Raw genomic sequence first — 26352 nt, 5'->3', positions numbered from 1 at the left:
ATAATGATGGGCAGAAACAATACGATATGCCGGAACGGCCACGGCGGTGGGGACTGCCGGAGGGGACGCGCGGTGGAAGGTGTACACGACGAGCTCGCGCTCGGCAACGTCGAACTCGACGAGTCGGTACCCGTCACCTCGCCCCCTGCGGCCGACACAGGACTCCCCGGGCGCATGCCGGAGGTGAGCTACCTCCTCAGCACATACGCGCCGTTCTACCGGCTGGTCCTCGACATCCTCCAGGAGGAGGAGCGGAGGCTGGGTTTGCACCTGCCGACAGCTCTGGTCGCCGAAAGGTTCACCGCCAGGCTGACCGAACGCGACGCGACCGCGAGCGCGCCGCCTGACGTGGCAGCGATGCTGGCCCAACTCTACGTCTGGGGCAATGTCGACCGGAGCCACAACACCCAGCGGAAGGGCACCTACCAGGAGTACCTCCGGAAGGACTACCTCTATCAGCTAACCCCAGCCGGGGCGCAGATCCACGAGCACCTGAGCCGGATCGACGCCGAGCTCGGGACGGCTGGCGCCCTGCAGACGTCGCTGCTGCCGGAAGTGCTGGCCGCGCTCCACGATCTCCGCACCAGCCTCAGCTCACCGGCCGAGCGCGGCAGCCGCCCCCGCACCGGCGTCCGCGACGTCTACCGGGCACTGCAGCGGGTCTACCACGCCTTCGAGCCGATGTCGGGCAACGCCAAGCAGTTCATCCAGGGCCTGAACCGCGCGCTCGACGTCGGCACGACGCTGAACGAAGAGATCTTCCTGAACTACAAGCAGGTCGTCGTCGAATACCTGCAGACCTTCGTGCTCGCCCTCATGCGGTACACGGAGCCGATCACCACGGCGATCATCGAGATCGAAACCGCCGGGCTGACCGAGCGCTTCACCGACATCGCCCGTGTGGAGGCCGCTCCGCAGTTCGGCGTCGACTTCGAGCAGGTCGTCGAGTCCGACGGCAAGCAACTCAAGGAACAGTGGCACGGAATTCGGCGCTGGTTCTTCGGCGATCACGACCGCCCCGCGGTAGCCGAGACGCTCCAGGACCGAGCCGTGGACGCGGTCAACCGGATCGTGAACATCGTGCGCCGGCTCAACGAGCAGCGCTTCCACCGGATCGACCGCAAGGCGGACCTCCTTACGCTCGCCCGGTGGTTCTCGGGCATGGACGATGCCGGACAACGCACGCGGCTGTGGCGTGAGGCGTTCGGGCTCTACTCCGCCCGGCACCTCGGTGTCCCGCACGACCCGACGCTGGGTTTCGACGTCCGCCCCCGGCAGAGCTGGTGGGAGGGTGCGCCGGCTCCGGTCGACGTCCGGGTCCGCGCGCAGGGGCCCCGGGCGACCCGCGGGCGGCCTCAGTCCGTCCCCGATCCTCGAGCCACGAAGGCCCGCCTCGCCGCCCGGCAGCGGGAGCAGGACCGAGCGGTCGAGTCCGCAGTCCGCCTACTCGCCGACCGCGGTCCGATGCGGCTGTCCGCACTCCCCGCGCTTTCACGCGTCCAGTTCCAGTTCGTCCTGCGCTGCCTCCACATGGCGCTCGCGAGCGCGACACACACCGCACGCAGCAGCGACGGCCGGTTCGAAGTGCGCCTGGCGGGCGCCGAGACGCCGACCGTGGTGGTGCTGCACACCGAAGACGGGCAGCTGTCATCGGTCGATTACGAGCTCACTGTCCACGATCTGCGATCGGAGCGGACATGACGGCGCCGGGGACCGATGAAGACGAGTTCCGACGGGGGGTCCGGACCCTGCTGATGCGGCCCCTTCTGGTCGGCACGGCAGGTGACGGCCCGGCGATCACCCTGGTGCACCGGCACGAGTCCGCGCTGCGAGAGTGGTTCGACCGAAATCTCGGCTGGCGCTTGATCGTCAACCGCGACATCGTCCGGCTGTTCAAGGTCCCCGAGCATTGGCCGGTGAGCCCGGCGGACGTACCGAGCCAGGCCCGTTGCGTGCTGTACTGCCTGGTCCTCGCCGTCCTCGAGGATTGCGGAGAGCAGACCGTCATCTCCGAGCTCGCGGAAAAGGTGGCGCTGCTCGCCGCCACCCGCGAAGGCACGCTCCGGTACGACGCGGACCGATTCCGATCACGCCAGGACCTGGTCGCGGTCCTGCGGATGCTCATCGAGCAGGGGGTCCTCTCCCCGACCCGGGAAAGCTCCGCGACCGAGCGGGACGAAGACAGCTTCGTGCACGGAGACGGAAACGCGCTCTACGACGTCAACCACCGCGCGGCGGCCCTTGTGCTCAGCAGTCCAGTCGCACCGAGCCGGGCCGGCACCCCCGACCGCCTCACCATCCAGCCGGTGCCCGACACGCCCGAGGCACGCAACCGCAGGCGGCGGCACATGATCGAACGCTATCTCGTGGACACCCCGGCGATGTACTTTGCCGAACTTCCCGACGACGTCGTCGACTACTTCCAGGCCCAGCGCTTCCAACTCCGGAAGCAGCTCGAGCTCGCGACCGGCGGAGTGGTCGAGGTCCGGGAGGAAGGTGCCGCGCTGATCGACGATGAGCTCACCGACCTCGGGTTCCCCCGGGAGCGGACGGCCCCGTTCGCCGCACTCGCCTTTGCCGACGCACTCGCCCGCGAACCCGGCGTGCCTGCCTCCTCGCACGTGCCCGGGCACCGACTCGACACCATCGCCGAGGACGTCACCGAACGGGTCCTGGCGGTGTCGAAATCGATCGGGGGTCGGCCGGTCAGCACGGCCACAGTGCGCACGACGGCGTTGGAAATCCTGACCATGCTCCGACTCGTCGAGCCCGACGGTGACGGCGTCACCGTGTTACCGCTGCTCGGCCGGTACCGCAACCCGGCGGTCTCCACGGTCAGGCCGGAGGCCGCGATGCGGGAGGAGACCGATGACGACCGCTGAGAGTCACCACACCGGACGGCACCTGGATGACCTGCTGGCCGGCCGGCCGCCAGTGCCCAACCGGGACCGTTTTCAGCCACTGCGGCTCGGACTGATCGGCATCTGGGAGTATGCGGAACAGGAGTTCCACTTCCACGACGGGCGCCTGATCCTGAAGGGGCGCAACGGCAGCGGCAAGACGAAGGTGCTGGAGGTGACCAGCCCCTTCCTCTTCGACGCCGACCTTACGGCCCGGCGCCTTGACCCGTTCGGCACGACGGCGCGCTCGATGCGGGACAACTTGCTGTTCGGCGACCAGACCCACCGGATCGGCTACGTGTGGTGCGAGTACGGCAGGCTGACCGAGTCCGGCACTCCCGAATATTGCACGATCGGCGCGGGTCTGCGTTCTCAGCGATCTCGCCCGGGTGCCCCGGAATCCTGGTACTTCACGACGTCTCTGCGGCCAGGAGCGGACTTCTCGCTACTGGACGCCGAGCGGAGTCCGCACAACCAGGCGCGGCTGGTCGAACTGCTCGGCGTCGCAGCCGTCTTCCCGACTGCGGCCTCGTACCGGGCGATCGTCGCGGATCGGCTGCTCGGCACGACTCCGGAGCGCTTCCAATCGCTGGTCGAGTTGCTGATCGCGCTCAGACGGCCGAAACTCAGCGAGAACTTCGGCATCGACAAGCTGACGAGCATGCTGACCCACGCTCTGCCGCCGGTCGACGAAGGCATGGTGGACGAGCTGGCTCGTGGCTTCGACGAGCTGGCGATCGACCAGGAGGACCTCGCGCGCATCGAGGTGGGCAGCCGGGCGATCGACCTCTTCCTCGGCGTATACCGCGAGTACGCACGGCACGTGGTGCAGCGGTCGGCCGCGCGGGTGCGGAGCTCCGTGACCACCTATGACGACGTGACCAGGCAGAAGACCGCGGCCGACCGGGAATTGGCCAGCGCAACTGCGCTTCAGGAAGAACTCCACCGGCAACGCGACGAACTCGACCTCCAGGCGGTCGCAGCCAGTGCCCGGATCCGAACACTGGAGCAGCGTCCCGAGATCGAACAGCGCGCCGTCCTGCTTCAGCTTGAACGACAAGCGGAATCCGCCGAACGTGCTGCTGCAGCAGCACAGGACAACCTGAGCGAAGTGGCCGCGGAACACGGCGAGGTGACGCGTGAGCTGCATGCCGCAGAAAGTCGGCTTTCGGACGAGGAAGTGACCGCGGCGGAGGCCCAGGAAGACGCCCTCGCGCAGGCCGAGCGTTCGGGGTTGCGGCTGGAGCATGAGATGCAGGCGGAACGCGTGTGGACCGACACGAGCGCGGTAGACCGCGCCCTCAGTGCCGTCGTGACCGCGCGGCGCAGTGCTGCCGCGCGGGTGCGCGTGCTCCGGGCCGCTGTGACGGATGCCGACCTCGCGGTCGACAAGGCCGAGTCGGCCCGCGACGACGCTGTCGCCCGCCGCGCACGCACAGTCGCTGAAGTGCTGGGCCGACGTTCCGAGCTGGACGCCCAGGTCGAGGCAGTGACCCACGCCGTGCTCTCGTGGATCGACGACTGCCGGGAGATCACCGTCGATCCCCGCACGGCCGCTGAGCTCATCGACCTCATACAGACCGCGGGAGAACCCGGAACCAGTTCCATCCAGGCCGCCGTCTTCGCGGTCGCCACCGCACCGGAACGAGCACTGCTCACGGCGAAGTCCGACACCGAAGGCGCGATCGGCACCCAGCGCACCGAGCTGGCGGCGATCGCGGCCGAGCGCGATCTCGTCGAAAGCCAGCACGACGAACCGCCACCGGCACCGGCCGTGGCGCGACGCGACCGCCTCCCGGAGCTGCCCGGCGCCCCGTTCTGGAAGCTGCTCGACTTCACTGAGGGCCTGTCGGAAGAGGACCGTGCGGGGACCGAGGCGGCATTCCAGGGCGCAGGACTGCTGGACGCCTGGGTGTTGCCGGACGGAACAGCGCTCGCGCACGACACACTCGAGGTAGTGGTGCGTCCAGGCGTCGCCCTAACCGGCGGGAGTGTCGCGACAGTGCTGACGGCGGTGCCGAGCGGCGGGGTTCCCGAAGACGCTGTACGCAAGTTGCTCGGCTGCATCGGCCTCCGCGAGGCCGGGGAGCCGGAACCGCCGGGTACCTGGGTGTCACGGTCCGGCAGTTGGTCGATCGGCCCGCTGCACGGCCGGACCACCTCGACTACCGCCTCCTACATCGGTGCCGCAGCACGCGAAGCGGCCCGGCGACAACGGTTGGCCGACCTGGCCCAGCGGCACGCCGCGACCGAGGCCGTGCTTGACGAGCTGCTCGAGAAGCGCCAGGAGATCGACCGCCGGCTCACCCGGCTCGACGAGGAACGGAGCGCCCTGCCAGACGATCGAGCCGTTCGTGAAGCCCGAGGCAGGCTCGACAACGCGCTCGAGCAGGCGTCGGCCGCCGAGGCCGAAGCGCAGGAAGCAGAACGGCGGTGGAACGCACGTCGGGACGAAGCACGCGCTGTTCAGCGCGAGCTGGACGCCTTCGCAGAACAACACCAGATCGATCCCGCTGAGAACGCGCTCGCAGCGCTCGAAGCCGCGCTTACGGGCTACCGCGAAGCGGTGATCACTGTGGTTGCGAAGGTGCAGCGAGTCCTCGATCTGCGCTCGGTCGCCGTCGCCGTACGCGAGCGGCACGAACGACAGCGAGCTGCGCTTCGACGCCACGAAGAAACGGCACAGGAAGCCCGTGAGTTCGCCGCCGAAGCACGAGAAGAGTTCCAGGCTCGGAACGACCTGGTCGGCGCCGATGTCGACGAGGTCCTCCGAGAGCTCGAAATCGCGCGGAGGTCGCTGACCGAGATTCAAGAGAAGGCCAAGGCGCTGCGCGACACCGTCACCGAAACCGCTCACCGCGTCGGCGCAGCCGAGAACGACCTCAGCCGGCTCGAGGAGGACCGCGTCAGGCAGGAGACGGAACGGGCCGCCGCGGTGGCTGGCTTCGACCGGCTGCGTACGCACGGATTCCTCACCTTGGTCGAGATGTTCGGGGAAGGCGCGGAGAAACCGACGTTGACCCGCACCGTCGACGAGGCCAGGCGAGCCGCACACCTGCTGCGGGAGGTCGACGACTCGGAGAAGGCGCAGAATGCCGCTCGCAACGCCGTGGACCAGAAGTTCCGCGAACTCCAGCAGAGCGTCGGCTCGGCAGACTGGCGACCGTGGGGCGAGAACGAGGGCACGCTGTTCCTCGCACGCATCACCTACAACGGAATCGACCACGACATGGTGCGGATGCGGGAGATCCTGAGCGACGAAATCGAAACCCGGCGCACCCTTCTGGACGACCGGGAACGTGAGCTCTTCGGCAAGGTCCTCGTCGGCAAGGTCGGTGAGCACCTGCGCAACTGCCGCAGGGAGGCGCTGGAGCTCGTCGAACGGATGAATCTCCTGCTCCGCCAGCGCCCAACCGCCTCCGGCCTGCTGATGGAACTGAAGTGGGACGCTGATCCAGAGGCTGGCGAGGACACGGCGCACGCGCTTCGCCTGCTCGACAGCCAGGCACCGCGCTACCTCGCGCCCGAGAGTCGAACCGAGTTGATCGACTTTCTCGTGAAGCGGGTGGAGACCGTTCGTGATCGGGACTCGCCAGACGACTGGAAGACACGGTTGCGCGAGGCGCTCGACTACCGTGGCTGGTGCCGGTTCCGGATCCGGGTGCGCAAATCCGGCGAGCAGTGGCGTGCCCTCACCGATGGAATGCACCAGCAGGGGTCCGGTGGCGAGAAGGCCGTGATGTTGCAGCTCCCGCTCTTCGTCGCCGCCGCGGCGCACTACCAGGCGCTCGGGCCGACCGCACCGCACCCGGTCTACCTCGACGAGGCCTTCGCAGGCATCGACGCCGAGATGCGCGGTCACTGCATGGGTCTGCTCACGGACCTCGACCTGGACTTCGTCATGGCCAGCCACGACGAATGGGGCTTCCACGAAGAAGTGCCAGGAGTGGCCACCTACGAGCTGTTCCGGGATCCCAGCCAGGAAGGCGTTCTGGCGACACCGTTCATCTGGGATGGAAAACGTGACCACCGCCTGTCCGACCCGCTCGCTGTACCCGCCGATGAGGACGTCGTTGCCTGAACACATGTCGGCGGCGAGGGCACCCCTTCCGCCGGGAGTCGCCACCGAAGTTGCCCGATGGGCCGCGTCAGCGGGTGGCAAGCGGTTCTGTGCCGCCGCGCGCGAACGGCTTCGCAACAACGGGAAACTCGCGTCACCGCTTCGGCTCCACGGGCTCACCGACGAAGAGTGGAACGACATCCACGACCTCTTCGGGCGGGAAGCCTGCGGTCGCCGAGGCGAGGTCAAGCTGGCCGTGGCCGACCGGGTCCTCCGCACAGGAGCGCTGAGTATCGGCCTGCGCCGGCTGCTCATCGAAACCGGCGGCAGCATCATCACACGCTCCGGGCACGCCAGATACCAGCGAATCGCCAAACGACGCGAAGTGTCCCAGGCCCGGCACTCCCTGGCGGAAGCGATAGCCGGCATTCCGGAGCTCACCGACGAACTGCTGCTGCTGAATTCCCTGGGCAAGGAAGACAAGTTCGTAGTACCTCCAGGAACCAGGACCGGTTCGGTGCACTGGAAGCCGTACAACTCGGCCCTGCGCGTCGCGGCCGTGTATTACCAACGCGTCGACATGGGGAAGCCGATCCCCGAGCAGAGCCTCCCGACGACCGCGCTCGACAGCTCGAAACGGTGGTCTGCGGGGTCCAAGGCGGCGTTCCAGAACCTCATCGGGAAGTCGCTCGAGGAGGCGGTCGAACTCAGGGACAAGCCGATCCAGATGCGCGGCCCGCTCACCTGGGTGGTGGACGGAGTCACCGTCGCCTTGGCGGAGCTTGCCATGCCGTGGATCTGCCTTCCACTGCGGGCGCTCCTGAAGGCGGACATCATCGGCGCGCGGCCGCGCGGCCTGCTCCTAGTGGAGAACCACGAGAACTTTGAACAGGTCTGCAAGAACACCGACGTCCCGCAGCGGTGGCTTGTCATCTGGGCCGAGGGGTACACCGGGAACCTCGTGCACCGCTTCATCGGGAAGTTCCCGGGTATCCCGCTGGCCGCCTGGTGCGACCTGGACCCGGACGGGATCGGGATCATCGGCCGGGCCGAGCAGGCCACCGGCCGCACGATCACACCGATCGGCATGGGCGTGGATCTGTGGAACACGGTCGTCGCGGACAAGTCGCCTTCTGCCGAAGACATGGAACAATGCCGCCAGGCAGTACGGATCGTCGAAGCGGTTACCCCACCCGCGTTGCGCGATCTACTCGAGTGCTTTCGACACACGGGCGCGCGAGCCGAGCAGCAGCACTGCGTCGTGTACGACGATGTGCTACCCACATTGCCAACGATCCTCGCCGCACTCGAGCCAGGGGAGCAGGCCACGCGACATTTCAACTGAATCCCTCTGCACAACAGCTTGGTGGCTGCCGTCTTACGTCACTTGAGGCTTGTGGTTGCAGGGCACTGAGGCTCGACTGGGAGCGCACGGCTACAGCGACTCGCTCGCATCGATCCTCCGCCAGCACGGGGCAACTGACGGCCGGCTAACTCTTCGCCACGAGCGTCACAAGTTCCGCAACCCGTTTCTGGTTCTTGAACACGTTGCCCGGATATGCGTTCGACGGAAACACATCAGCTAAGACGTCCACGTACTTGCGAGCTTGACTGCGGACGTTTTTCAGCACTCCGGAGAAGTCGGTGTCGGGATTGTTGAGGACCTTGTCACCGAGGTTGCGCATGATGAGGTGGGCAATCACGCGGCGACCATGTACAGCAATTCCTGCTCGCACACCATCGAAATGTTGGGAGGCGTAGTCGAGGATCTCGTCGACGTTACGGACGATCATGACGGCGTGGCTAAGCCGGACGGGGTCGGTTCGCGGGTTGAACAGGGCACGGTAGACGGACTGATCAGTGAACAGCCGCGAAACCTCACGCTTGGCCAGCACCGCGTGACCGATACCTGATGCGCACGCGAGAGCGACGGCCGCCTGCCGGAGGTCGATGACCCGCTGTGTCGCTTTCGATCTGGGGATTTCTGCAGAGCGCAGAATGTACTCGTAGCCAAGAACGTGCAACTCACGAACCAGTCGATGTTGTTCCTTGTCGAGGAACGCGAAGTCCTGACTCGAGACCTCGTTTTGCGTATTGGCGAAGCGGGTGATCTGCTGAGCAAGACCATCTTGGCCTTTCGGAACCTCGATGCACCGCACGAGCACAAAAGCCTGGCCGAGATTCTGCTCGAAGTCGGTCCCCTTGGCCGCGCCGAGGGTGGACACTGTTTGCGCCCCGTTGACGACGCTCGCACCGGTCAGCGTGAAGTACCCGACATCGCGGTTGAGGGTGCCACCGAGGCCGACAGTGATCGTCTCAGCGAGCATGGTGATTCCGTTGTTGTAGTACGCGAACAACTGTGGGGCGTCTTTGACGGTCTGCAGGATGCCGTCGTTGATGTCCGATCGAGGGATCACAACTCGGATGTTGTCAGCAAACAGGTCGCTGCCGTGGTCGGCGAACCAAGTCGCGATATCAACGGCGCTGACCCGGCCGTAGAAGATCCGGTGCGGTTCCGCGCCCTTACCCCAGTCGAGCATCTGCACGTCGAGGCTGATCGAGGTCCGCGGCCGCTCAGCGATCGACCTGAAGAATTCGGCCTGCGCGAGGTGGACGTGGGCGGCCAAGGGCTCAGTGTCCTCAAGATCGTCGAGTTGTCCCAGAAGCTCCTCGATGGGCGCCTTGACCGGGGCAGCCAGCGGTTCACTTGCCGTCGTGGCCGTGACAATGCGGATCTTGGCCCCCGGCGTGGTCAGCAGCGCGCTGACGGCGGCGCGGGTCTCGTCTGACGCGTGGGCAGGTTTGTCGCCACCCCTCATCCCCAGCATAGACTTGACGCCCTGGAGGAATTTGAGGACGTCGCCCTGCTTCATCGAGCCGGTGCCATCCTGACGCCACTTCGACTGCACGAGGACAACAACCTTCGCGGCCGGGTCGACGCCGACAGCGTCGATCCCTTCGTCAAGTTCGCCGTCGGTAATGTCGACCAGGCGTTCGGCATCATCGGCCGTTCCCAGGACCAACTGGACGGCGTGATAAGCAAGCAGGCGGGAAAGGTTCGCGACATCACCGATCCCCGGCGCCCACAGTTCCGCCTCGTACAGCGACCTAATGTGGGTCTCGATCTGCTTGACGTGAAAAGTACTCAACCGGCCCTCCTTGGTCGCTGCGAAGCGTAGCGCGGAAGGCAGCCTCCGCTGGCGGCCTTCCGCCGTAGTAGTTCTCCGTCGTCGACGTCAAAGTACCGTCCCGACGACGTGGTACTCCCACATTCGCTGCTCGGCCGTTCGCTCGGGCTCCATGGCCGGTGGCGGGACCGTCGCCAGATCAGCCGTCTCGGCGGTCTCCTCGCTCGGCTCCCTTCAGGAGACCGTCGCAGACTCGCTACCGGCGCTCCTGGGTCTCGGAGCCAGTCTCGCGAGATTGGCTCCAACACATCATTCAGCGACTCAACCACCAGCAGCAAAGCAACTGCGGGCACACGCCACCACTGTCACCTGCAACAGACTCAATGCGAGCGCTGAGCTGATGTTCGCCATCAACGACAGGCAGATGCCGAACACAAACGCCAGCCACGCCTCCCACCGGCCGATCGGCGACCGCCGCGGTGAGTCTTCTACACCTCGACCGTTGCGATCGTCGGCAAGCCGTCGACCAGCAGCGGGCCAGATCGATGCTGTCACCGCGTCCGCGCCGAACCGGAATGCGAACTCACGTCCATAACGGTACGAGGCGTACGCCGCACCGAACGCGGCCAGACCGGTGCAGCCGCACTGGTTAGCCAGGAGCAAGGTCCTGAACAAGCCACTGCCGGAGCCGCTTCACGGCCACACCGCCACGTCAATCTCTTCGGAATAGCCGCAATCGGCGAACCAGTCGTCGTAGGCGGGTCGGGATCAGGCGACACGGCCCGGCAGTTGCGAGCCCGAGGAGAGCCCGAGAGGGCACGGACGCGACGACAAACCGCAGCATAGTCTGACAGTGTGACGCCTCGACAGTCAACGAAACAACCATGCACGGCATCACTCGACACCATCCGAAACGGGTGTGTTCGGACTCTTAACCAGCGGGTTCGGGGTTCGAGTCCCTGATGGCGCACTCCCAGACTCCAGGTCAGTAAGTATGCTGACCTGGAGTTTTGTGTTTTCCAGGGTTGTTGCCTGGCTGTCCTTTGTGGTCGGCAAGGTGAAATTCGCGCGCACCACCGGGTTCGCCGTCGGCATGGTGGCGCTTGCTGATCGCCGGGCCGTCTTAGGCGGGGTGGTTCCGGCGGTGGCCGAGTGCGCGAAGGATCAGGGCCGCATCCGCGTCGATGTCGGTTGACGTCATCTCGCCAGTCTCGCCACCGGCCGCTGATCCGCCGAACGCGGCTCGGGCGAGTGCGAGCCCTTCGAGCAGGCGGGTCGCGGCGTCGGCGGTGACGTCCGCGTCGATCTCTCCCCGTGCGACCGCACGATCGAGCATCGCGGACAGGTACTCCCGCGTTGGGGCGACGACCCCTGAGCGGATCATCTCCGCCAGTTCCGCGTCGTGCGCGGCCTCGCCGAGGAGCGCGACGAGCACGGCTCCAGCCTTACCTGACACCAACAACTGTTTTCTGGTCAGCAGTTCGCGGATGTCACCGTGCAGAGAGCCGGTGTCGATGCCATCGGTCTCAGACGAGGCCATCTGCTCCGCGGCCGCCAGGATGAGGTCGCGCTTGGTGGGCCAGCGTCGGTACAGGGTGGCCGTCGAGACCCCGGCTCGGCGGGCGACCCCCGCGGTCGTCAGACGCGCGTATCCGGACTCCGCGAGTTCGTCGAGCACGGCCTCGATCATGGCCGGCGTCAGGCTGGTGTCCATGGGCCTGCCCGGCGGACGCGGGGTCCCACCGGTCGATCTTCTGCTCATCACGTCCTCGCGTATCCAGCACTGTCCGCGTCGCGCGCAGCTTACCCGAAACAATACGAAGACGCTTAGTTTCGTATTGTGTTAGCGTGGTGGCAGGCTCCGATCGGGAGGTACCCCATGAAGGTCATCGTCATCACCGGCGCGAGCGATGGCATCGGCGCTGCCGCGAGCAAGCTCCTCTCCGGCGAAGGAACGCGGCTGATCCTGGTCGGGCGCAGCCCCGTCAAGACGAAGGCGGTCGCGGAGCGAGTCGGCGCCGAGTACCACGTCGCCGATTTCCAGCGTCTCGACGAGGTGCGCGATCTCGCCGCCGCCCTCCTCGACTCCTGCGAGAAGATCGACGTACTGGCCAACAACGCGGGCGGCCTGTTCTCCGGCCCGACCCGCACGGTGGACGGCTTCGAGAAAACCTTCCAGGTCAATCATCTGGCCCCGTACCTGCTCACCCACCTGCTGATCGAACGGCTGCTGCACAGCCGGGCGACGGTGGTCAACACCTCCAGCGCCGGGGCGCGGCTCTACGGACGCATCGATCCCGACGACCTGAACAGCTGGAAGAACTTCAACGCGAACAGGGCGTACGGCAACGCGAAGCTCGCGAACATCCTGTTCACCAAGGGCCTCCACGAGAGGTTCCACGCGCACGGGCTGTCCTCGGTCGCGTTCCACCCGGGACCGGTGGCAACGAACTTCGCTTCCGACACCACCAGTTACCTGCGCTGGTTCTACCGCGGCGCGCTGAAGCGACTCCTCATCAGTCCCGAGCGGGGCGGCGCGAACCTCGCGCACTTCGCGACAGCGGCCCCCGGCGCGCCATGGGTTTCCGGCGAGTACTACAACCACCGACGCAAGATAACGCGCACCAACAGGCAGGCGTACGACGCCGAAATGATCTCGCGCCACTGGGAACTCAGCGCGCGGATGCTCGGCATCCGATGGCACCGAGAAGCGTCACACTGAATGGATGTCCTCAGTGGACGTTGTGCCGAACCTTCCGGAGGATTCGCCGCAGGGCGGTGATTTCTTCCTCGTCCATGTCGAGTGCCTCGCCCAGGCGGCAGGTCATCTCGTTGCCGAGCCACCTCAGGTCCCGGCCGGCGTCGGTGAGTTGGACCAGTACCGATCGATCGTCGTCGGGGTGGGTGACGCGGGTGAGCAGTCCGGCCTTCTCCAGTCGTTTCACCAACGGCGACAGGGTGTTGTACTCGAGCCCCAGCTCCCCCACGAGTTCCCGGATCGGTCGCGAGTCCCGTTCCCAGAGCAGCAGCAGGACCAGGAACTGCGGGTAGGTGATCCCCGCCTGGTCGAGAATGGGCCGGTAAAACCCGGTGATCGCCCGCGACGTCGCGTACAGGTCGAAGCAGAGCAAGTCGGAGACCGCGGGGGTTTCCGCCTGAGGTGCGCTGTCCATCCCGGTGTGGCTCCTTGCCTTGGTGCTCCCGTGACGGTACCCGGGTGCGCCCGGTACGAGCGGGCACACCCGGGTCCCATGCCTTACTCGGCGGCGCGGACGATCAGGTCGGCCACGGCGTCCGGCCGCGACACCGTCACGGCGTGCGAGGCGTTCGGCAGCTCGACGACCTCACGCGCCTGCGCCCGCTCGGCCATGAACCGCTGGGCCGCCACCGGGATGTTCTTGTCCTTCCCGGTGTTCAGGAACCACGACGGGATCGTGTGCCACGCCGGGACGGGCGCGCCTTCGGCCAGCGCGGCGTCCCGTACCGGCCGTTGCGTGGCCGCGGCCAGCGCCGCCTGCGGGGCGGGCACGTCCGCGGCGAACTGAGCGCGGTACTTGTCCTGCTGGATCACCAAGTCCTGCGTGCCGTCACCGAGGTCGATGCTCTGCAACGTCTCCCCGAGCGTGCTGCCGGGGAACTTGTTCGACAGCTCCAGCGCGCTCTCCCCCGCCTCCGGCGCGAACGCCGCGACGTAGACGAGCGCCTTCACATTCGGATTCCCGGTGGCGGCCGCGGACTGGACCATGCCGCCGTAGGAGTGTCCGGCGAGCACGATCGGCCCGTCGATGGTGGCCAGCACCTTCTTCAGATAGTCGGCGTCGCCGCTGAGCGACCGCAACGGGTTCGCCACCGCGACCACCGGATAACCATGCCGTTGCAGGCGCTGCACCACACCGTCCCAGCTGGCCGACTCGGCGAACGCCCCGTGCACCAGCACGACGGTCGGCTTCGGCTTGACCTGATCGAACTCCTGGTGAACCTGCATCACTCTCTCACTTCCCCTGAGGGCCTGCGCCCTGATTTACATCGCGTGCGATTAAGTCGTGCACGATGTAATCTAGCCGAAGAAAACCTCGCGCGCGATGTAAGTCGGGTCACAGGCTCCCGCTACCGGAAGTGCCCCTTGTGCCGGGGTCGGCACAAGGGGCACTGGAGACGCTGGAGGTACTGCCGGGTCAGGCGGTCCAGACGACCGGGCCGTCGGAATAGGCGTCGCCCTCGTCGAACTCCGCGGCGGTGACCGGCTTGTCCTTCGAGGCGCTGAGCGAGCAGGTCTCGTACGACGCGCCCTTGGTGGTGAACTTGGCGGGCGCGGTCTCGTTGTCGCACTTGCCGGGGATGTCGCCGATCAGCACGACGCCCGTGCCACTGCCGCCTTCCAGCACACCGCTGAGCTTCAGCGACGCGTGCGCCAGGTCGGTGCCGCCGACGTTCTCCACCTTCATCTTGATGAAGTAGGGCGTCATCCCCTTGGCCTTCTCGCCGAAGGCGGCCATGTCGGACTCGCTGCCCTTCTCGATCGCCGTGACGGTCACGGCGATGGTGCCCTTCTTGTCCTTCGTGTACTCGAACGGCAGGACGGCCCGCTCCCCGAGCTTGAGTTTTGTGCCCGGCGCGGTGACGTCACCCTCGACCGGAGCGGGGCTCGCGTCGTCCGCGCTCCCGCTGCTCGGCGCGGACGCGGCCGGGGTGGTCGCCGGGGGCGGTTCCGGCGCCTGCGGCCGCTTCTCGTCGCCGCCGCAGGCCGAGAGCCCGAGCCCGATGGTGGCCAGGGCGGCCGCGAACACGATGCGTCCCTTGTGCACTACTACCTCGCTGATAACCAGAGCTGCCGGAGGCGGCAGCTTCGAACGTCCGATGCGCCGCGCACAGTGGCACAGCCCGGAATACGCCGGGCACACGTCGGGAATAGGCGGTTCAGCGGACCTTGGCGCCGACCGCGGCCGCCTCGTCCGCCAGGCGCGCCGAGGCGGCGGCGTCCCCCGCCGCGGCCCGCAGCCGGGCGAGCTTCTCCAGCACGCCCGCGAGCAGGTACGGGTACTCGATACCGCGGGCCACCTCGACCGCGTGCTCTCCCTCGCCGATCGCGGCCGGGAGTTCGTGGCGGTCGTACAGGCGGGGATCGAGCAGGTCGACAAAAACCCGGGTCTCGAACATGGGGTCGTGGAGCGCCCGCGCGATCTCGACGCCTACGCGCAGGCTGCGGCGCGCCTCGGCATATTCGCCCCGGGCCAGATGGAAGCAGCCCCAGGCATGGGCCGTGTAGAACCCACCCGACGGCCCGATGTCCCCGGCGAACTCGGTCAGCTCGATGAACGCCGCCTCCGCCTCCCCGTGCCTGCCGAGTGCGAGTTGTGCCTGGCCGAGCCAGTAGGTGTCCCGCGCGACCAGGGTCCGGATCCCCTGCTTCCGCGCCCCTTCGACGATCTCCGCGAGGACCTCCACCGCCTCGTCCGGCCGCCCCGCCTGGAGGTGGGCGAGGCCGACCTGGGAGTACGCGTGCAGTGCCGCCGCGGCCTGCCCGCCGGCTTCGAGCTGTTCGAATGCCTCGCGGCCGGCCGCGATCGCCTCGGTCAGCCGTCCGTTGGGCACCAGGAAGAACGGCGCGTTGCTCAGCGCTTCCAGGTAACCGCGCCGGTCCCCGATCCGCTCGAACAGGCACATGGCCTCGGTGTTGGCCGCCTCGGCCGGGCCGTACCGGCGCCGGGTGTAGCGCAGGCCTGCCATCGAGATGAGCAACCTGGCCTGGCCACGCACGTTCCCCGCGTCCTCGGCCAGCGCCATCGCCGTCTCGTAGCACTCCTGCCAGTCGTCGAAGTACCGTTCGGTCTCGAACAGCGCGTGCCCGCCGACGGCCAGCTCCCAGCACAGCTCGTCCCGACCCAGTTCCGCGGCCTGCCGCACGCCTGCGACCAACGGGATGCGCTCGGAATCCAGCAGCACCATCGGCGGCGAGGACGTCGGCAGGCTCGCCGCCACCCGCTCCGGCCGCCACCGGGAAGCGTCCTGCTGGAACATGTTCTGTCCCATGTGGTCACGATCGGCGATGTCGGTGAGGGCGAGAAGCGCGCTGAGGACACGGACGACCGCCGCGTGCCGGGCTTCGGTGGACTCCTCCAGGTCCGCGCGTTCCCTCGCGTATGCGCGGCTCAGGTCGTGGAAGCCGTAACGCGCCTGGCCGTTGGGCGTTCCGATGACGTCGAGCAGATGGACGTCGACCAGTTCGTCGAGCAGTTCCTGGGCCGGGCGCAGTTCGGTGTCGAGCGCGGCGGCCGCCGCCCAGAGCGGGAAGTCGGGGGCCTCCAGGAGCCCGAGCAACCGGAACAATCGCCGCGCTTCCGGCCGGAGACCCCGGTAACTCAGCCCGAAACTGGCCCGTACTTCGAGATCCCGGTAGCGGAGCGCGTCCAGCCGGTGCTGTTCGTCGGCCAACCGCGACACGAGGTCCGTGACCCGCCAGTGCGGACGGGACACCAGGAGCGACCCGGCGATCCGCAGCGCGAGCGGCAGTCGTGCGCACAACCGCACCAGGTCGGCCAGTTCCGCCGAGGTGGCCGAGGACAACCGGTCGCCGGTGCTGTTGCGCAACATCGCCAGACTGTCCACTTCGGACATCTCGCGAAGCTCGACCCGGCGCGCACCACCAAGACCGCCCAGCCGCACGCGGCTGCTGACGATCACCCCGCACGTCCCGCTGGCCGGCATCAGCGGAGCCAGCTGCTCCTCGTCGAGCGCGTCGTCGAGCACCACCAGGATCCGGCGTTCGGCCAGCAGACCCCGGTAGCGGGCCGCGCGTTCCTCCGGGTCATCGGGCACCGCGGTGGCGGGCACACCGAGCGCACGCAGGAAGCGGCCGAGCACGGCGGCCGGATCGACCGGCTGGGCGCGGGTACCGGCCAGCGCCGCGAACAGCTGCCCGTCGGGGTACGCGGCCCGGAGGCGGTGCGCGGCCTGCACCACGAGCGCGGTCTTGCCGATGCCGCCCTGACCCGAGATCGTCACCACCGCGGCCGGTTCGTCGGCGGCGCGGTCCGCGCGGAGCACCGCTTCGATCTCCGCCAGCTCCACCCGCTGGCCGGTGAAGTCGCCGAGCGCCGGGGGCAGCATCCGGGCGCTCTCGACGTTCCGCTGTTGTGAGCCGGTCGGCGGCTCGGCGTCGTCGCCGAGGATGGTCTGGTGCAGGTCCCGCAACCGCTGTCCCGGCTCCAGCCCGGTTTCCTCGGCCAGTACGGCACGGACCTGGCGGTAGGCCAGCAACGCGTCCGCCCGCCGTCCGCAGCGGTGCAGGGCGAGCATGAGCTGGGCCCACATCCGCTCGCGGAACGGGTGTTCCATCGTCAGCGCGGTCAGCTCGCCGAGCAGTTCGCCGTGCCGCCCGAGCCGGAGGTCGACGTCGATCCGCTCTTCCAGCACGCCGAGCCGCGACTCGTCGAGGCGGGCGGCCTCCGAAGTCAGCGCGAGGACATCGGCGATCCCGGCGAACGCCGGTCCCCGCCAGAGCCCCAGGGCCTCGTCGAAGTGGTGGCTTGCCCGTTCGAGATCACCGGCCGCCAGCGCCGCCCTGGCCGCGTCCGTCAGGTCCTCGAACCGCGTCGCGTCCAGCTCGTCGCGGTCCACACGGATCAGGTAACCGGTGCCCTGCCTGGTGATGCGCGCCGGATCCCCCAGGCGCTGCCGGAGCCGGTGGACGTAGGTCTGCACGTTCTTCGCGGCGCTCTTCGGCTGGTCCCCGCCCCAGATCGCCTCGGCCAGCGCGTCGTCGGCGACCGGCCGACCGGGACGGCTCAGCAGGACGGCCAGCAGCAGCCGCCCCTTCGGCGTGCCGAGGTCCAGCGGCACACCGGCCCGCCAGACGGTCAGCGGGCCCAGCACTCCGAAGTCCACACCGCCCTCCTGCCGTCGGCGGTCACTGTAACGACCGCGGTTTCGCCGGTGGGTGACCACGTCCTGTGGAAGAATCCGGCGGGTGCGCGCCAGCGCGGCAACGTCCACTGTGGAGGTGCCAGGTGATCCCGACGCATACCTCGGGGGAGGCCGCCGGGGCTGAGGTTGCGGTGCTGCCGGTGGGCAGCCACGAACAGCACGGCGCCCACCTGCCGCTGGCCACCGACACGGTGATCGCCTGCACCATCGCCGAGGCGGTCGCTGGGGCGCATTCGGTGCTGCGACTGCCGCCCATCACCATTTCCTGCTCGCATGAGCACGCCGCCTGGCCGGGCACGGTCAGCATCTCGGCCACCACGCTCGCCGCCATCGTCACCGACGTCGCGGCATCGCTGCGCGCGAGCGGGATCGAGAAGCTTGTGCTGGTCAACGCGCACGGCGGCAACTACGTGCTGAGCAACGTCGTGCAGCAGTCGAGTGGGATGGCGCTGTTCCCGAGCATGGAGTGCTGGGACGACGTGCGGGCCGAGGTCGGACTGGAGACCACCGCGTACAGCGACATGCACGCGGGAGAGCTGGAGACCTCGATCCTGCTGCACGCCCATCCGGAACTGGTACGCCCCGGCTACGAAACCGCCGACGAACTCGCTGAGGATCGCAGGCACATGCTCACCACCGGGCTGTCCGCCTACACCAAGAGCGGAGTGGTCGGCAGGCCCTCACTGGCCACTGCGGCAAAGGGCCGGGACGTGCTCGACCGGCTCGTCGCGGCGTTCGGTGACTGCCTCGCCGCGCTCGGCTGACCGGCGCGGCCCGAACACCAGCACCCCGGCGCCCGGCAGGCTCGCCACCGCGCTCAGCAGGCCGTACACCACCGCCACGGTCAGCCCCTGCGCCGCGCCGAGTCCGGCGGCGCCGAACGAAAGCGCGGTGACGCCTTCACGCGGACCCCAGCCGCCGACGTTGATCGGCAGGCCCATCGCCAGCAGCGCCAGCAGGAAGATCGGCAGCAGCTGGGCGATCGACGCGTCGGTGCCCGCGACCCGTGCGGCCACCAGGAACAACGCCAGGTGGCCTGCCAGCGCCGCCGCCGAGAGGACGAACACGCCCGGCCATGCCTTCGCCGAGAGCAGGCCGGTCCGCACGTCGGCGACGGTGACCGCGACCCCGCGACGCCACTTCGACCCGCTGTCCGCCCAGCGACGGGCCACCGCCGGGGCGACGGCCAGCAGGCCGATGGCGACCGGCACGAGAGCCAGCCCGATGGTGGTGATCACCTCGCGCGCCTGTTCCGGGACGAGCGTCGGCTGCGCGGAGAGCACGGCGATCCCGGCGGCGATGAGCACCACCTGCCCACCGGTGCGTTCGAGCACCACCGCACGCACCCCGCGCCCGAGATCACCTTCGTCCTTGCCGTGGCGGACCGCGCGGTGCACGTCACCGAGCACCCCGCCGGGCAGCGCCACGTTGAGGAACAACGCGCGGTAATACGCCGCGACGGCCTCACCGAGCGGCAGGCGCAACCCGAGCCTGCGGGCGATCAGCACCCACCGCGCCGCGCTGAACACCGTGGTCAGCAGGCCGACGCCGAGCGCGGCGGCCACCGCGGGCAGGTTCACCGCGCGCAGTCCGTCCAGCAGCGCGCCGGTGCCCAGCTGCCAGCACAGGAAACCGATGATGCCGACACCGGCGAGCAGGCGGAGCCACGACCAGAGCAGGCGCTTGCCCGCTTCGGACAGTCCCGGGGTGAGCACGGCCGCGGTCATCGAGATCCCTCCTCCCGCCGTGGTGGTCACCCCGGCAACCAGGATCACGTACCACGTCGGCGGACGGTTCAATCGAGATCGAGTTCGGCCTGTCGCAGCAGTTCGAGCAGTTCCGCGTGCAGCGCGGGGCCGACGGCGATGGTGGCGGCCGAGTCGACGGTGTGGTCACTGCCGTCGCGGTCGAACACCAGGCCACCGGCTTCGCGCACCAGCAGCACCCCGGCGGCGGTGTCCCACGGGAAGTTCGCCAGTATCACCGTGCCCGCCAGCTTGCCGTCGACCACCCAGGCCAGGTCGATCGCCGCGCTGCCGAGCATCCGGATCCGATGCGCCCGCGCGCCGAGCCGGGCCAGCAGCCCCAGGCGCACCCGGTTCTTCGGCTCGGCATCCTCACCCGTCGCGAAGTCACCGACCGAGAGCACCGCGTCGGACATCCGGTCCACGTCGGCGATCCGGATCGGCTGGTCGCCGGCGAACGCGCCACCGCCCTTCACCGCGGTGTACCGGGCACCGAGGAAGGGCAGCTCGATCGCGGCCAGCACCCCGCGATCCCCGTCGACCAGGCCGAGCGACACCCCGCACAACGGGATGCCGTGCGCCAGGTTCGAGGTGCCGTCCACCGGGTCCAGCACCCACCAGCGGTCCTTCGGCCCGGTGTGGCCGTGTTCCTCACCGAGGAAGCCGATCTCCGGGGTTTCCGCGGTGAGGAACTCCCGCAGCTCGTCCTCCACCGCGAGATCGACGTCGGTGACCAGATCGCGGTCGCTCTTGAGCGTCACCGCGCCCGGGATGCGGGACCCGATGATGCGCGTGGCCCGGTTCAGCGCCTCCGCGGCGACCGGCTGCAGAGCGGAGTGGTCCATCAACTGCCCAGTCCGTTGACCACGGAATCGAGGTGCGGCAGGTGGTGGCCCAGCCGATCCCGTTTCGCGGTGAGATAGCGGATATTGTGGTCGGTCGGCTGGATCAGCAACGGTACGCGCGCGGAAACTCCGATTCCGTACGATTCCAGCGCGTCGATCTTGTCCCCGTTGTTCGACATCAGTTCGACCGTGCGCACACCGAGGTATCTGAGCACCCGCGCGGCCGGCCCGAAATCGCGGACGTCCACCGGAAGACCGAGCGAGGTGGCCGAATCCACCGTGTCCAGGCCCTGTTCGTCCTGGAGCACGTGGGTGCGCACCTTGGCCACCAGGCCGATCCCCCGGCCCTCGTGTCCGCGCAGGTAGACCAGCACCCCGCGGCCCCGCTGCACGATCCGGTCCAGTGCCGCGCCCAGCTGGTCACCGCATTCGCAGCGGCTCGCCGAGAAAATGTCGCCGGTGACGCATTCGGAATGCACTCGCACCAGCACGTCCTGTTGTCGCCAGACATCACCGAGCACCAGCGCGATATGTTCGTTGCCGTCCGCCGAGTCACGGAATGCGACCGTGCGGAATTTTCCCCGGCTGGTCATGAGGTCGGCTTCGGCGATTTCCTCGAACTCGACGGTTTGATCGCGCATCAAACAACTCCCTATCTTCGCTCGACCCCGGGCCCACGCTAACCAAGATCGGGGACTCAGTCCACGCGCGGCAGGGCGAGCAGGTCGCGGTGGCGCACCGCCACCGTCAGCTCACCCGCGGCGCACGCCGCCAGCCGCTCGCGCAGGTAACGCTCCGCCGCCGCGCCGAGCGCGGGTTCCTGTTCCACGGCCGCGGCCACCCAGCCGTTCAACCATTCCGCCGTCAACGCGGACCGCGTGCCGTCCAGCCGCCAGTCGCTGGCCGCCAGCCGGACCGTGGCGCCGTGGTAGCCGAACGCCTCGGCGGCGACCGCCACCCCGTCCGGTCCGAGCAGCCGCCGCCCCAGGACCACCCGCCGCTGGTGCGCGTTGAACGCGGCGGCCAGCTCGGCGTCCAGCGGATCCGCCGGGGTCAGCTCCACCTCCCCCACCACCGACAGCGTCATCAGGACCGGGACGCCCGCGCAGGCCGTGGCCAGCGCGGAAACCTCGTCGGCGGTGAGCAGGTCGAGCAAGGCCGAGGCGGTGATCAGCGAGGTCCCGGCGAGATCCGCGGCGCACAGGTTCGTCACGTCACCACGCGACGTGGTCACCGTGACGGAGGCGGGCTTGCGCTCGGCGGCCACGGCCAGCAGCGCGGGATCGCGGTCGTGCAGCGTCCAGTGCTGCGGACCGGGCAGCCGATCGGCCAGCCAGCGGACCATCGATCCCGTGCCACAGCCCAGATCCCGGATGCGCAGTGGCGTGACCAGGCGCTCGCGCAACGGTTCCAGCAACTCTTCGGCTCGCGCGTCGGCGTCCGCCGGTTCACGCAACGCCAGCCACTCGGACGAAAACTCGCTCATACGCGCTCCAACAGGTGCGCGAGCTTCCGCGCGGTGTGGTCCCAACCGGTCAACGTCGCCCGGCGGGCGTACGCCGCTTCGCGCAGCCGATCGCGCAATTCGCCGTCGGTGAGCCAAGCACGCAACGCCTTCGCGATTTCGCCCGGTTCGGGCGGTGCGAGCAGGCCCGCCCCGGCAAGGGTTTCCGGTACGGCGTCGACCTCGCTCGCGAGCACGGGAATCCCGCGTGCGAGCGCCTCGGTGATCACCATGCCGAAGGTCTCCGCGCGGGAGGTGAGCACGACCAGGTCCGCCTTCTCGAACTCGGCCGCCAGTTCCGCTCCCGATCGCGGGCCGACCAGTTCGATCCGCTCGCCGAGACCGCGTTCGGCGACCATGCCCGCCACCTCGTCGGCGTACCCGGAATCGCGGGCGACGGTACCGACGCAGCGGCAGTGCCAGTCCAGGCCGCTGACCTCCGACAACGCCTCGACCAGCAGATCCTGCCCCTTGCGCGGGGTGACCGCGGCCGGGCAGAGCAGCTGCCGCACGCCGTCGGTACCGGACGCGATCGGCGCGGAATCCGTACCGGGTGGCACCGCGTGGACGTGTTCGAGGCCGTGGTGCTCGACCAGCTGCCCGGCCGCCCAGTCGCTGGTCGCGATCACCGCGCTCGCCTCGTGCAGCGTGGTGCGTTCGAGCCGGTCCAGGCCGGGGTGCTCGACCCGCAGCGGCAGGTGCACCAGCACGACCAGGCGCAACCGGCTCGCGTGCGCGGTGATGATCTCCGGCACGCCGGCCGCGACCAGGCCGTCGAGCAGGACCAGCGCGCCCGCGGGCAGACCGGTGAGCAGCGCGGCCAGCCGGTCGCACGCGTTGTCGTCCGGTTCGGGCCAGCTCCCGTCGATCGCGGATTCGCGCACCTGCCAGCCCAGCGCGCGCAGCCCGTCGCACACGCGGCGGTCGTAGGTGTTGCCGCCGCTCGGCACCCGCGGATCGTCCACGTCCCCGGGCAGCACGACGTGCAGCTCGGTCACAGCGAACGCTCGTAACTCGCCCAGGCCACATGGGATTCGTGCAGGGTGACGGTGATCCCGGCGAGTCCGCGCGCGCCCTCGCCCAGCGCGCCCGCGTGCACCTTGCCGGCCAGCCGGTCGGCGATCACCTTGGCCAGGAACTCGGTGGAGGTGTTGATCCCGGCGAACTCCGGCACGTCGTCGAGATTGCGGTAGTTCAGGTCACCGAGCACGGCGGCCAGCTCCTCGGTGGCCAGTCCGATGTCGACGACGATGTTGTCCTCGTCCAGTTCGGACCGCCGGAAGGTCGCGTCCACCACGAAGGTCGCGCCGTGCAGCTGCTGCGCCGGGCCGAAGACCTCACCGCGGAAGCTGTGGGCGACCATGATGTGCCCTCGGACGTTCACACTGAACAAGGTTCACTCTCCTGGGTAGACGATGCGGTGGCACAGCGACGGCAACTCGCCGCCGGCCAGCAGGGGCAGCACCTCCGGCAGCTCGCCGAACGGGTTTTCCCCGGTGATCAAGGCATCAAACCGAGTATCGGCGAGCAGTTCCATCGCCAGTGCCATGCGGTCCGCGTAGGAGTTGCGGGTGCGCCGGGCCGGGGACACCACGCCGACCTGGCTGCCGCGGATGGTCAACCGTCGCGAATGGAAGAACTCGCCCAGCGGCAGCGAGACCCGCTTTTCGCCGTACCAGCTCAGCTCGACCACCACCCCGTCCGTGGTGAGCAGTTCGAGCGAGCGCACCAGGCCTGCTTCGGTGGTGCTGGCGTGGATCACCAGGTCACAGTCACCTTCGGCGGCTTCGGGTGTGGCGAAGCCGACACCCAGCGCCTCGGCCACGCTCGCCCGCGCGGGATCGGCGTCGACGAGCTGCACCCGCGCGCCGGGAAAGCCCGCCAGGATCGCGGCCACCGAGCAGCCGACCATGCCACCGCCGACCACGGCGATCCGGTCGCCGATCTTCGGTTCGGCGTCCCAGACCGCGTTGACCGCCGTTTCCACGGTGCCCGCCAGGATCGCGCGGCCGGGCGGGACCGCGTCCGGCACCGGCGTCACCGCGTCCGCCGGGACCACGTAGGCCGTCTGGTGCGGGTAGAGGCAGAACACCGTCCGCCCGCGCAGGTGGGCCGGGCCCTGCTCGACCACGCCGACGTTGAGGTAGCCGTACTTCACCGGGCCGGGGAACTCGCCCTCCTGGAACGGCGCGCGCATCACCTGGTGCTGGCTTTCCGGCACCTCCCCGCGGAAGACGAGTGCCTCGGTGCCGCGGCTGACCCCGGAGTACAGCGTGCGGACCAGCACCTCGTCCTCACCGGGTGCGGGCACCTCGACCGGCCGGAGTTCACCCTGACCTGGGGCGCGGAGCCAGAAGGCGCGGTGCATACCCCTCCTCGTCTGCCGGTGGTGGCCGAAGATCGTCCCGTCAGGATAGGCGGGTTCGGCCCGGCTTGAACCGTTCACGGACTTGGTACGTGCTTGGGGGTAAGGCTAGGAGGACCGATGCGCACACTGGGACTTGAAGCGACCGGCTGGCTGACCGGGCAACTGGCGGTGCTCACCGCGCTGGGCGGGTACCTCGGCCTCGGGCCGGCGGGCTGGCTGGCCGGGGCCGCGTACACCGCGCTGCTGTGGGGCGTGCTCACCGTCGCGGTCGAGCGGCCGTGGGCGCTCGGTCCGGCGAACCGGGTCACCGCCGGGCGGGCCGTGCTCGTCGGCGGGGTGACCATGCTGGTCGCCGACGCCGCGGTGACCGGATCGAGCCCGCACACGGTGCTGCTGGTGGCGGTCGCGTCGGTGGCGCTCGCGCTGGACGCCGTCGATGGGCAGGTCGCGCGACGCACCGGCACCGCTTCGGCCCTCGGCGCCCGGTTCGACATGGAGGTCGACGCGTTCCTGATCCTGGTGCTCAGCGTGTCGGCGGCTTCGGTGGCCGGGCCGTGGGTGCTGGTGATCGGCGCGATGCGGTACCTGTTCGTGGCGGCCGCGTGGGTCGCGCCGTGGCTGCGGGCGGAGCTGCCGCCGAGCATGGGGCGCAAGGTCGTGTGCGCGGTGCAGGGCGTGGCGCTGGTGGTGGTGACCTCGGAACTGCTGCCGGAGTCGCTGTCGGTGACGGTCGCCGCGGGTGCGCTGGGCAGCCTGCTGTGGTCGTTCGGCCGGGACACCGCCTGGCTGTGGCGGGCTAACTTGGGAGCATGGAGTTCCGCCGAGTGCGCGTCCCGGACCGCGACGACCTCGCCAGTGCGTGGCGCACGATCTCCGCACGACTCGCTCCGACCCCGCTCCACGCAGGTGACGACGGGCTGTTCCTGAAGCTCGAATCGTTCCAGCCGACCGGTGCCTTCAAGATCCGCGGCGCGCTCAACGCACTGAGCGCACTGCCCGCGGACGTCGTGCCGGTCACCGCGTCGGCGGGCAACCACGGTCTCGGCGTCGCGCACGCGGCCAGGACGCTCGGCCGCCGCGCCACCGTGGTGGTGCCCGGCAACGCCTCCCCCGCCAAGGTCGCCGCGCTCCGCGCCACCGGCATCGACCTGGTCGAGGTCGGCAGTTCCTACGACGACGCCGAGCAGCACGCGCTGGACCTCGCGGCCGGTGGCGCGTACTACCTCTCGCCGTACAACGATCCCGCGGTCATCGCGGGCCAGGGCACGATCGGGCCCGAACTCCGCGAGCAGGTTTCCGGGCCGCTGACCGTGGTTTGCGCCATCGGCGGTGGTGGGCTGGCCTCCGGGCTCGGACTGTGGGCCGCCGGGTATGAGGACGTCCGGATCATCGGGGTCGAAGCCGCGGCATCGACGGCGGTTTCCACGGCCGTGCGTGCCGGGCACGTGCTCGACGTGCCGATCGGCGAAACGATCGCCGACGGGGTGGCCGGTGGGGTGGAACGCGGTTCCGTCACCATCGAGTTGATCGCCGCGCACGTGTCCGAATTGCTCACCGTGACCGAAACCGAAATCCGCGCGGCGATGCGGTACCTGATCACCGAACGCGGTGTCGTCGCCGAAGGGGCCGGCGCGCTCTCGGTGGCCGCTTTGCTTGCGGGCAAAGGGAAAACGCGGGGCACGACGGTCGCCGTGGTGTCCGGCCGCAATATCACCATCCCGGCGCTGACGGCCGCCGTGCACTAATACAAACCGGCTGACCTTAACGCCTGCTGAACCCCTGCCGTCCAGCGGTAAGGGGGGAAACCGGTGCGCAATTAGGGGGTTGGGGCGGCGCGGACCGGCTGGCACAGTAATTCACGGGCCGCATTACCCCCAGC

The 26352-nt window shown here is 68.9% G+C and carries 22 protein-coding genes; 8 read left to right on the top strand and 14 right to left on the bottom strand.

Features of this window, described 5'->3' with window-relative positions:
* Positions 1–72: 72 nt before the first annotated feature.
* From YIM_RS08870 to YIM_RS08855, 4 genes are read left to right on the top strand one after another with little or no spacing between them, the layout of a single operon-like run.
* Positions 73–1701 (top strand): TIGR02677 family protein, encoded by a 1629-nt coding sequence (locus tag YIM_RS08870; RefSeq protein ID WP_194240092.1) that lies wholly within the window; start codon positions 73–75, stop codon positions 1699–1701.
* On the top strand, positions 1698–2882 hold the full coding sequence (locus YIM_RS08865) for a TIGR02678 family protein (protein ID WP_153029866.1): 1185 nt from the start codon (positions 1698–1700) through the stop codon (positions 2880–2882). Before YIM_RS08870 ends, YIM_RS08865 begins: the two co-directional genes overlap by 4 nt.
* The gene (locus YIM_RS08860; RefSeq protein WP_153029865.1) at positions 2869–6981 is read left to right on the top strand and encodes a TIGR02680 family protein; all 4113 of its coding nucleotides are present in this window, start codon (positions 2869–2871) and stop codon (positions 6979–6981) included. The genes YIM_RS08865 and YIM_RS08860 overlap by 14 nt, the downstream gene beginning before the upstream one ends.
* A complete protein-coding gene (locus YIM_RS08855) occupies positions 6914–8305 on the top strand; it encodes a Wadjet anti-phage system protein JetD domain-containing protein (RefSeq protein ID WP_153029864.1) in 1392 nt (463 codons plus the stop codon). Before YIM_RS08860 ends, YIM_RS08855 begins: the two co-directional genes overlap by 68 nt.
* A 145-nt stretch (positions 8306–8450) precedes the next feature.
* Here YIM_RS08855 and YIM_RS08850 read toward each other — a convergent pair whose 3' ends face one another.
* The 3 genes from YIM_RS08850 to YIM_RS08840 all read right to left on the bottom strand — a co-directional run bounded on the left by YIM_RS08850 (position 8451) and on the right by YIM_RS08840 (position 11802).
* Complete coding sequence (locus tag YIM_RS08850) at positions 8451–10109, bottom strand: AIPR family protein (protein ID WP_153029863.1); 1659 nt, start codon at positions 10107–10109, stop codon at positions 8451–8453.
* Between the two features lie 300 nt (positions 10110–10409).
* Positions 10410–10763, bottom strand: a complete 354-nt coding sequence (locus YIM_RS08845; protein ID WP_153029862.1) for a hypothetical protein — start codon at positions 10761–10763, stop codon at positions 10410–10412.
* 448 nt (positions 10764–11211) lie between these two features.
* Complete coding sequence (locus YIM_RS08840; protein WP_228004640.1) at positions 11212–11802, bottom strand: TetR/AcrR family transcriptional regulator; 591 nt, start codon at positions 11800–11802, stop codon at positions 11212–11214.
* Between the two features lie 165 nt (positions 11803–11967).
* On the opposite strand from YIM_RS08840, the gene YIM_RS08835 reads away from it, so the two are divergent.
* Positions 11968–12810, top strand: a complete 843-nt coding sequence (locus YIM_RS08835; protein ID WP_153029861.1) for an SDR family NAD(P)-dependent oxidoreductase — start codon at positions 11968–11970, stop codon at positions 12808–12810.
* A gap of 10 nt (positions 12811–12820) precedes the next feature.
* On the opposite strand, the gene YIM_RS08830 is transcribed toward YIM_RS08835, so the two are convergent.
* The 4 genes from YIM_RS08830 to YIM_RS08815 form a co-directional block, all read right to left on the bottom strand.
* A complete protein-coding gene (locus tag YIM_RS08830; RefSeq protein WP_153029860.1) occupies positions 12821–13261 on the bottom strand; it encodes a MarR family winged helix-turn-helix transcriptional regulator in 441 nt (146 codons plus the stop codon).
* 83 nt (positions 13262–13344) lie between these two features.
* Entirely contained in the window at positions 13345–14073 is a 729-nt protein-coding gene (locus tag YIM_RS08825) for an alpha/beta fold hydrolase (protein ID WP_153029859.1), read from the bottom strand.
* Positions 14074–14263: 190 nt separating this feature from the next.
* The gene (locus YIM_RS08820; protein ID WP_228004639.1) at positions 14264–14875 is read right to left on the bottom strand and encodes a hypothetical protein; all 612 of its coding nucleotides are present in this window, start codon (positions 14873–14875) and stop codon (positions 14264–14266) included.
* A gap of 130 nt (positions 14876–15005) precedes the next feature.
* On the bottom strand, positions 15006–17972 hold the full coding sequence (locus tag YIM_RS08815; protein WP_194240089.1) for a BTAD domain-containing putative transcriptional regulator: 2967 nt from the start codon (positions 17970–17972) through the stop codon (positions 15006–15008).
* Between the two features lie 122 nt (positions 17973–18094).
* Here YIM_RS08815 and YIM_RS08810 point away from each other — a divergent pair, with 122 nt between their 5' ends.
* Positions 18095–18775 (top strand): creatininase family protein, encoded by a 681-nt coding sequence (locus YIM_RS08810; RefSeq protein WP_228004638.1) that lies wholly within the window; start codon positions 18095–18097, stop codon positions 18773–18775.
* Here the strand turns inward: YIM_RS08810 and YIM_RS08805 are convergent.
* From YIM_RS08805 to YIM_RS08775, 7 genes are all read right to left on the bottom strand, one after another.
* Positions 18692–19738, bottom strand: a complete 1047-nt coding sequence (locus tag YIM_RS08805; RefSeq protein ID WP_153029857.1) for a lysylphosphatidylglycerol synthase transmembrane domain-containing protein — start codon at positions 19736–19738, stop codon at positions 18692–18694. The two genes, YIM_RS08810 and YIM_RS08805, sit on opposite strands and share 84 nt — an antisense overlap.
* A 68-nt stretch (positions 19739–19806) precedes the next feature.
* A complete protein-coding gene (locus tag YIM_RS08800; RefSeq protein ID WP_153029856.1) occupies positions 19807–20604 on the bottom strand; it encodes an inositol monophosphatase family protein in 798 nt (265 codons plus the stop codon).
* Positions 20601–21242 (bottom strand): GTP cyclohydrolase II, encoded by a 642-nt coding sequence (locus YIM_RS08795; protein ID WP_153029855.1) that lies wholly within the window; start codon positions 21240–21242, stop codon positions 20601–20603. The genes YIM_RS08800 and YIM_RS08795 overlap by 4 nt, the downstream gene beginning before the upstream one ends.
* 56 nt (positions 21243–21298) lie before the next feature.
* Positions 21299–22087, bottom strand: coding sequence for a class I SAM-dependent methyltransferase (locus tag YIM_RS08790; protein WP_153029854.1), 789 nt, complete (start codon positions 22085–22087; stop codon positions 21299–21301).
* The gene (locus YIM_RS08785; RefSeq protein WP_153029853.1) at positions 22084–23103 is read right to left on the bottom strand and encodes a glycosyltransferase family 4 protein; all 1020 of its coding nucleotides are present in this window, start codon (positions 23101–23103) and stop codon (positions 22084–22086) included. Before YIM_RS08785 ends, YIM_RS08790 begins: the two co-directional genes overlap by 4 nt.
* Positions 23100–23498: a 6-carboxytetrahydropterin synthase gene (locus YIM_RS08780; protein WP_153029852.1), complete on the bottom strand. Its 399-nt coding sequence runs from the start codon at positions 23496–23498 to the stop codon at positions 23100–23102. Before YIM_RS08780 ends, YIM_RS08785 begins: the two co-directional genes overlap by 4 nt.
* 3 nt (positions 23499–23501) lie before the next feature.
* Complete coding sequence (locus tag YIM_RS08775; RefSeq protein ID WP_153029851.1) at positions 23502–24473, bottom strand: zinc-binding alcohol dehydrogenase; 972 nt, start codon at positions 24471–24473, stop codon at positions 23502–23504.
* A gap of 117 nt (positions 24474–24590) precedes the next feature.
* Between YIM_RS08775 and YIM_RS08770 the strand changes: the two genes are divergently transcribed.
* Together YIM_RS08770 and YIM_RS08765 are read left to right on the top strand one after the other, a co-directional pair.
* Positions 24591–25400 carry a CDP-alcohol phosphatidyltransferase family protein gene (locus YIM_RS08770; protein WP_228004637.1) on the top strand — a complete coding sequence of 270 codons (810 nt, stop codon included), beginning with the start codon at positions 24591–24593 and terminating at the stop codon, positions 25398–25400.
* Entirely contained in the window at positions 25283–26218 is a 936-nt protein-coding gene (locus tag YIM_RS08765; RefSeq protein ID WP_153029850.1) for a threonine/serine dehydratase, read from the top strand. The genes YIM_RS08770 and YIM_RS08765 overlap by 118 nt, the downstream gene beginning before the upstream one ends.
* Positions 26219–26352 lie beyond the last annotated feature (134 nt).

Origin of the sequence: Amycolatopsis sp. YIM 10 (assembly GCF_009429145.1) — a bacterium.
Taxonomy (GTDB): Bacteria; Actinomycetota; Actinomycetes; order Mycobacteriales; family Pseudonocardiaceae; genus Amycolatopsis.
Note: the sequence above shows the minus strand (reverse complement) of the source record. Positions and strands in the feature narration are given on the sequence as shown.

Coding starts and splice junctions, on each gene's coding strand:
- YIM_RS08865 (WP_153029866.1), top strand. CDS start 1,698: ATGACGGCGCCGGGGACCGATGAAGACGAGTTCCGACGGGGGGTCCGG.
- YIM_RS08860 (WP_153029865.1), top strand. CDS start 2,869: ATGACGACCGCTGAGAGTCACCACACCGGACGGCACCTGGATGACCTG.
- YIM_RS08855 (WP_153029864.1), top strand. CDS start 6,914: ATGGAAAACGTGACCACCGCCTGTCCGACCCGCTCGCTGTACCCGCCG.
- YIM_RS08840 (WP_228004640.1), bottom strand. CDS start 11,802: ATGGACACCAGCCTGACGCCGGCCATGATCGAGGCCGTGCTCGACGAA.
- YIM_RS08835 (WP_153029861.1), top strand. CDS start 11,968: ATGAAGGTCATCGTCATCACCGGCGCGAGCGATGGCATCGGCGCTGCC.
- YIM_RS08830 (WP_153029860.1), bottom strand. CDS start 13,261: ATGGACAGCGCACCTCAGGCGGAAACCCCCGCGGTCTCCGACTTGCTC.
- YIM_RS08825 (WP_153029859.1), bottom strand. CDS start 14,073: ATGCAGGTTCACCAGGAGTTCGATCAGGTCAAGCCGAAGCCGACCGTC.
- YIM_RS08805 (WP_153029857.1), bottom strand. CDS start 19,738: ATGACCGCGGCCGTGCTCACCCCGGGACTGTCCGAAGCGGGCAAGCGC.
- YIM_RS08795 (WP_153029855.1), bottom strand. CDS start 21,242: ATGCGCGATCAAACCGTCGAGTTCGAGGAAATCGCCGAAGCCGACCTC.
- YIM_RS08790 (WP_153029854.1), bottom strand. CDS start 22,087: ATGAGCGAGTTTTCGTCCGAGTGGCTGGCGTTGCGTGAACCGGCGGAC.
- YIM_RS08775 (WP_153029851.1), bottom strand. CDS start 24,473: ATGCACCGCGCCTTCTGGCTCCGCGCCCCAGGTCAGGGTGAACTCCGG.
- YIM_RS08770 (WP_228004637.1), top strand. CDS start 24,591: ATGCGCACACTGGGACTTGAAGCGACCGGCTGGCTGACCGGGCAACTG.
- YIM_RS08765 (WP_153029850.1), top strand. CDS start 25,283: ATGGAGTTCCGCCGAGTGCGCGTCCCGGACCGCGACGACCTCGCCAGT.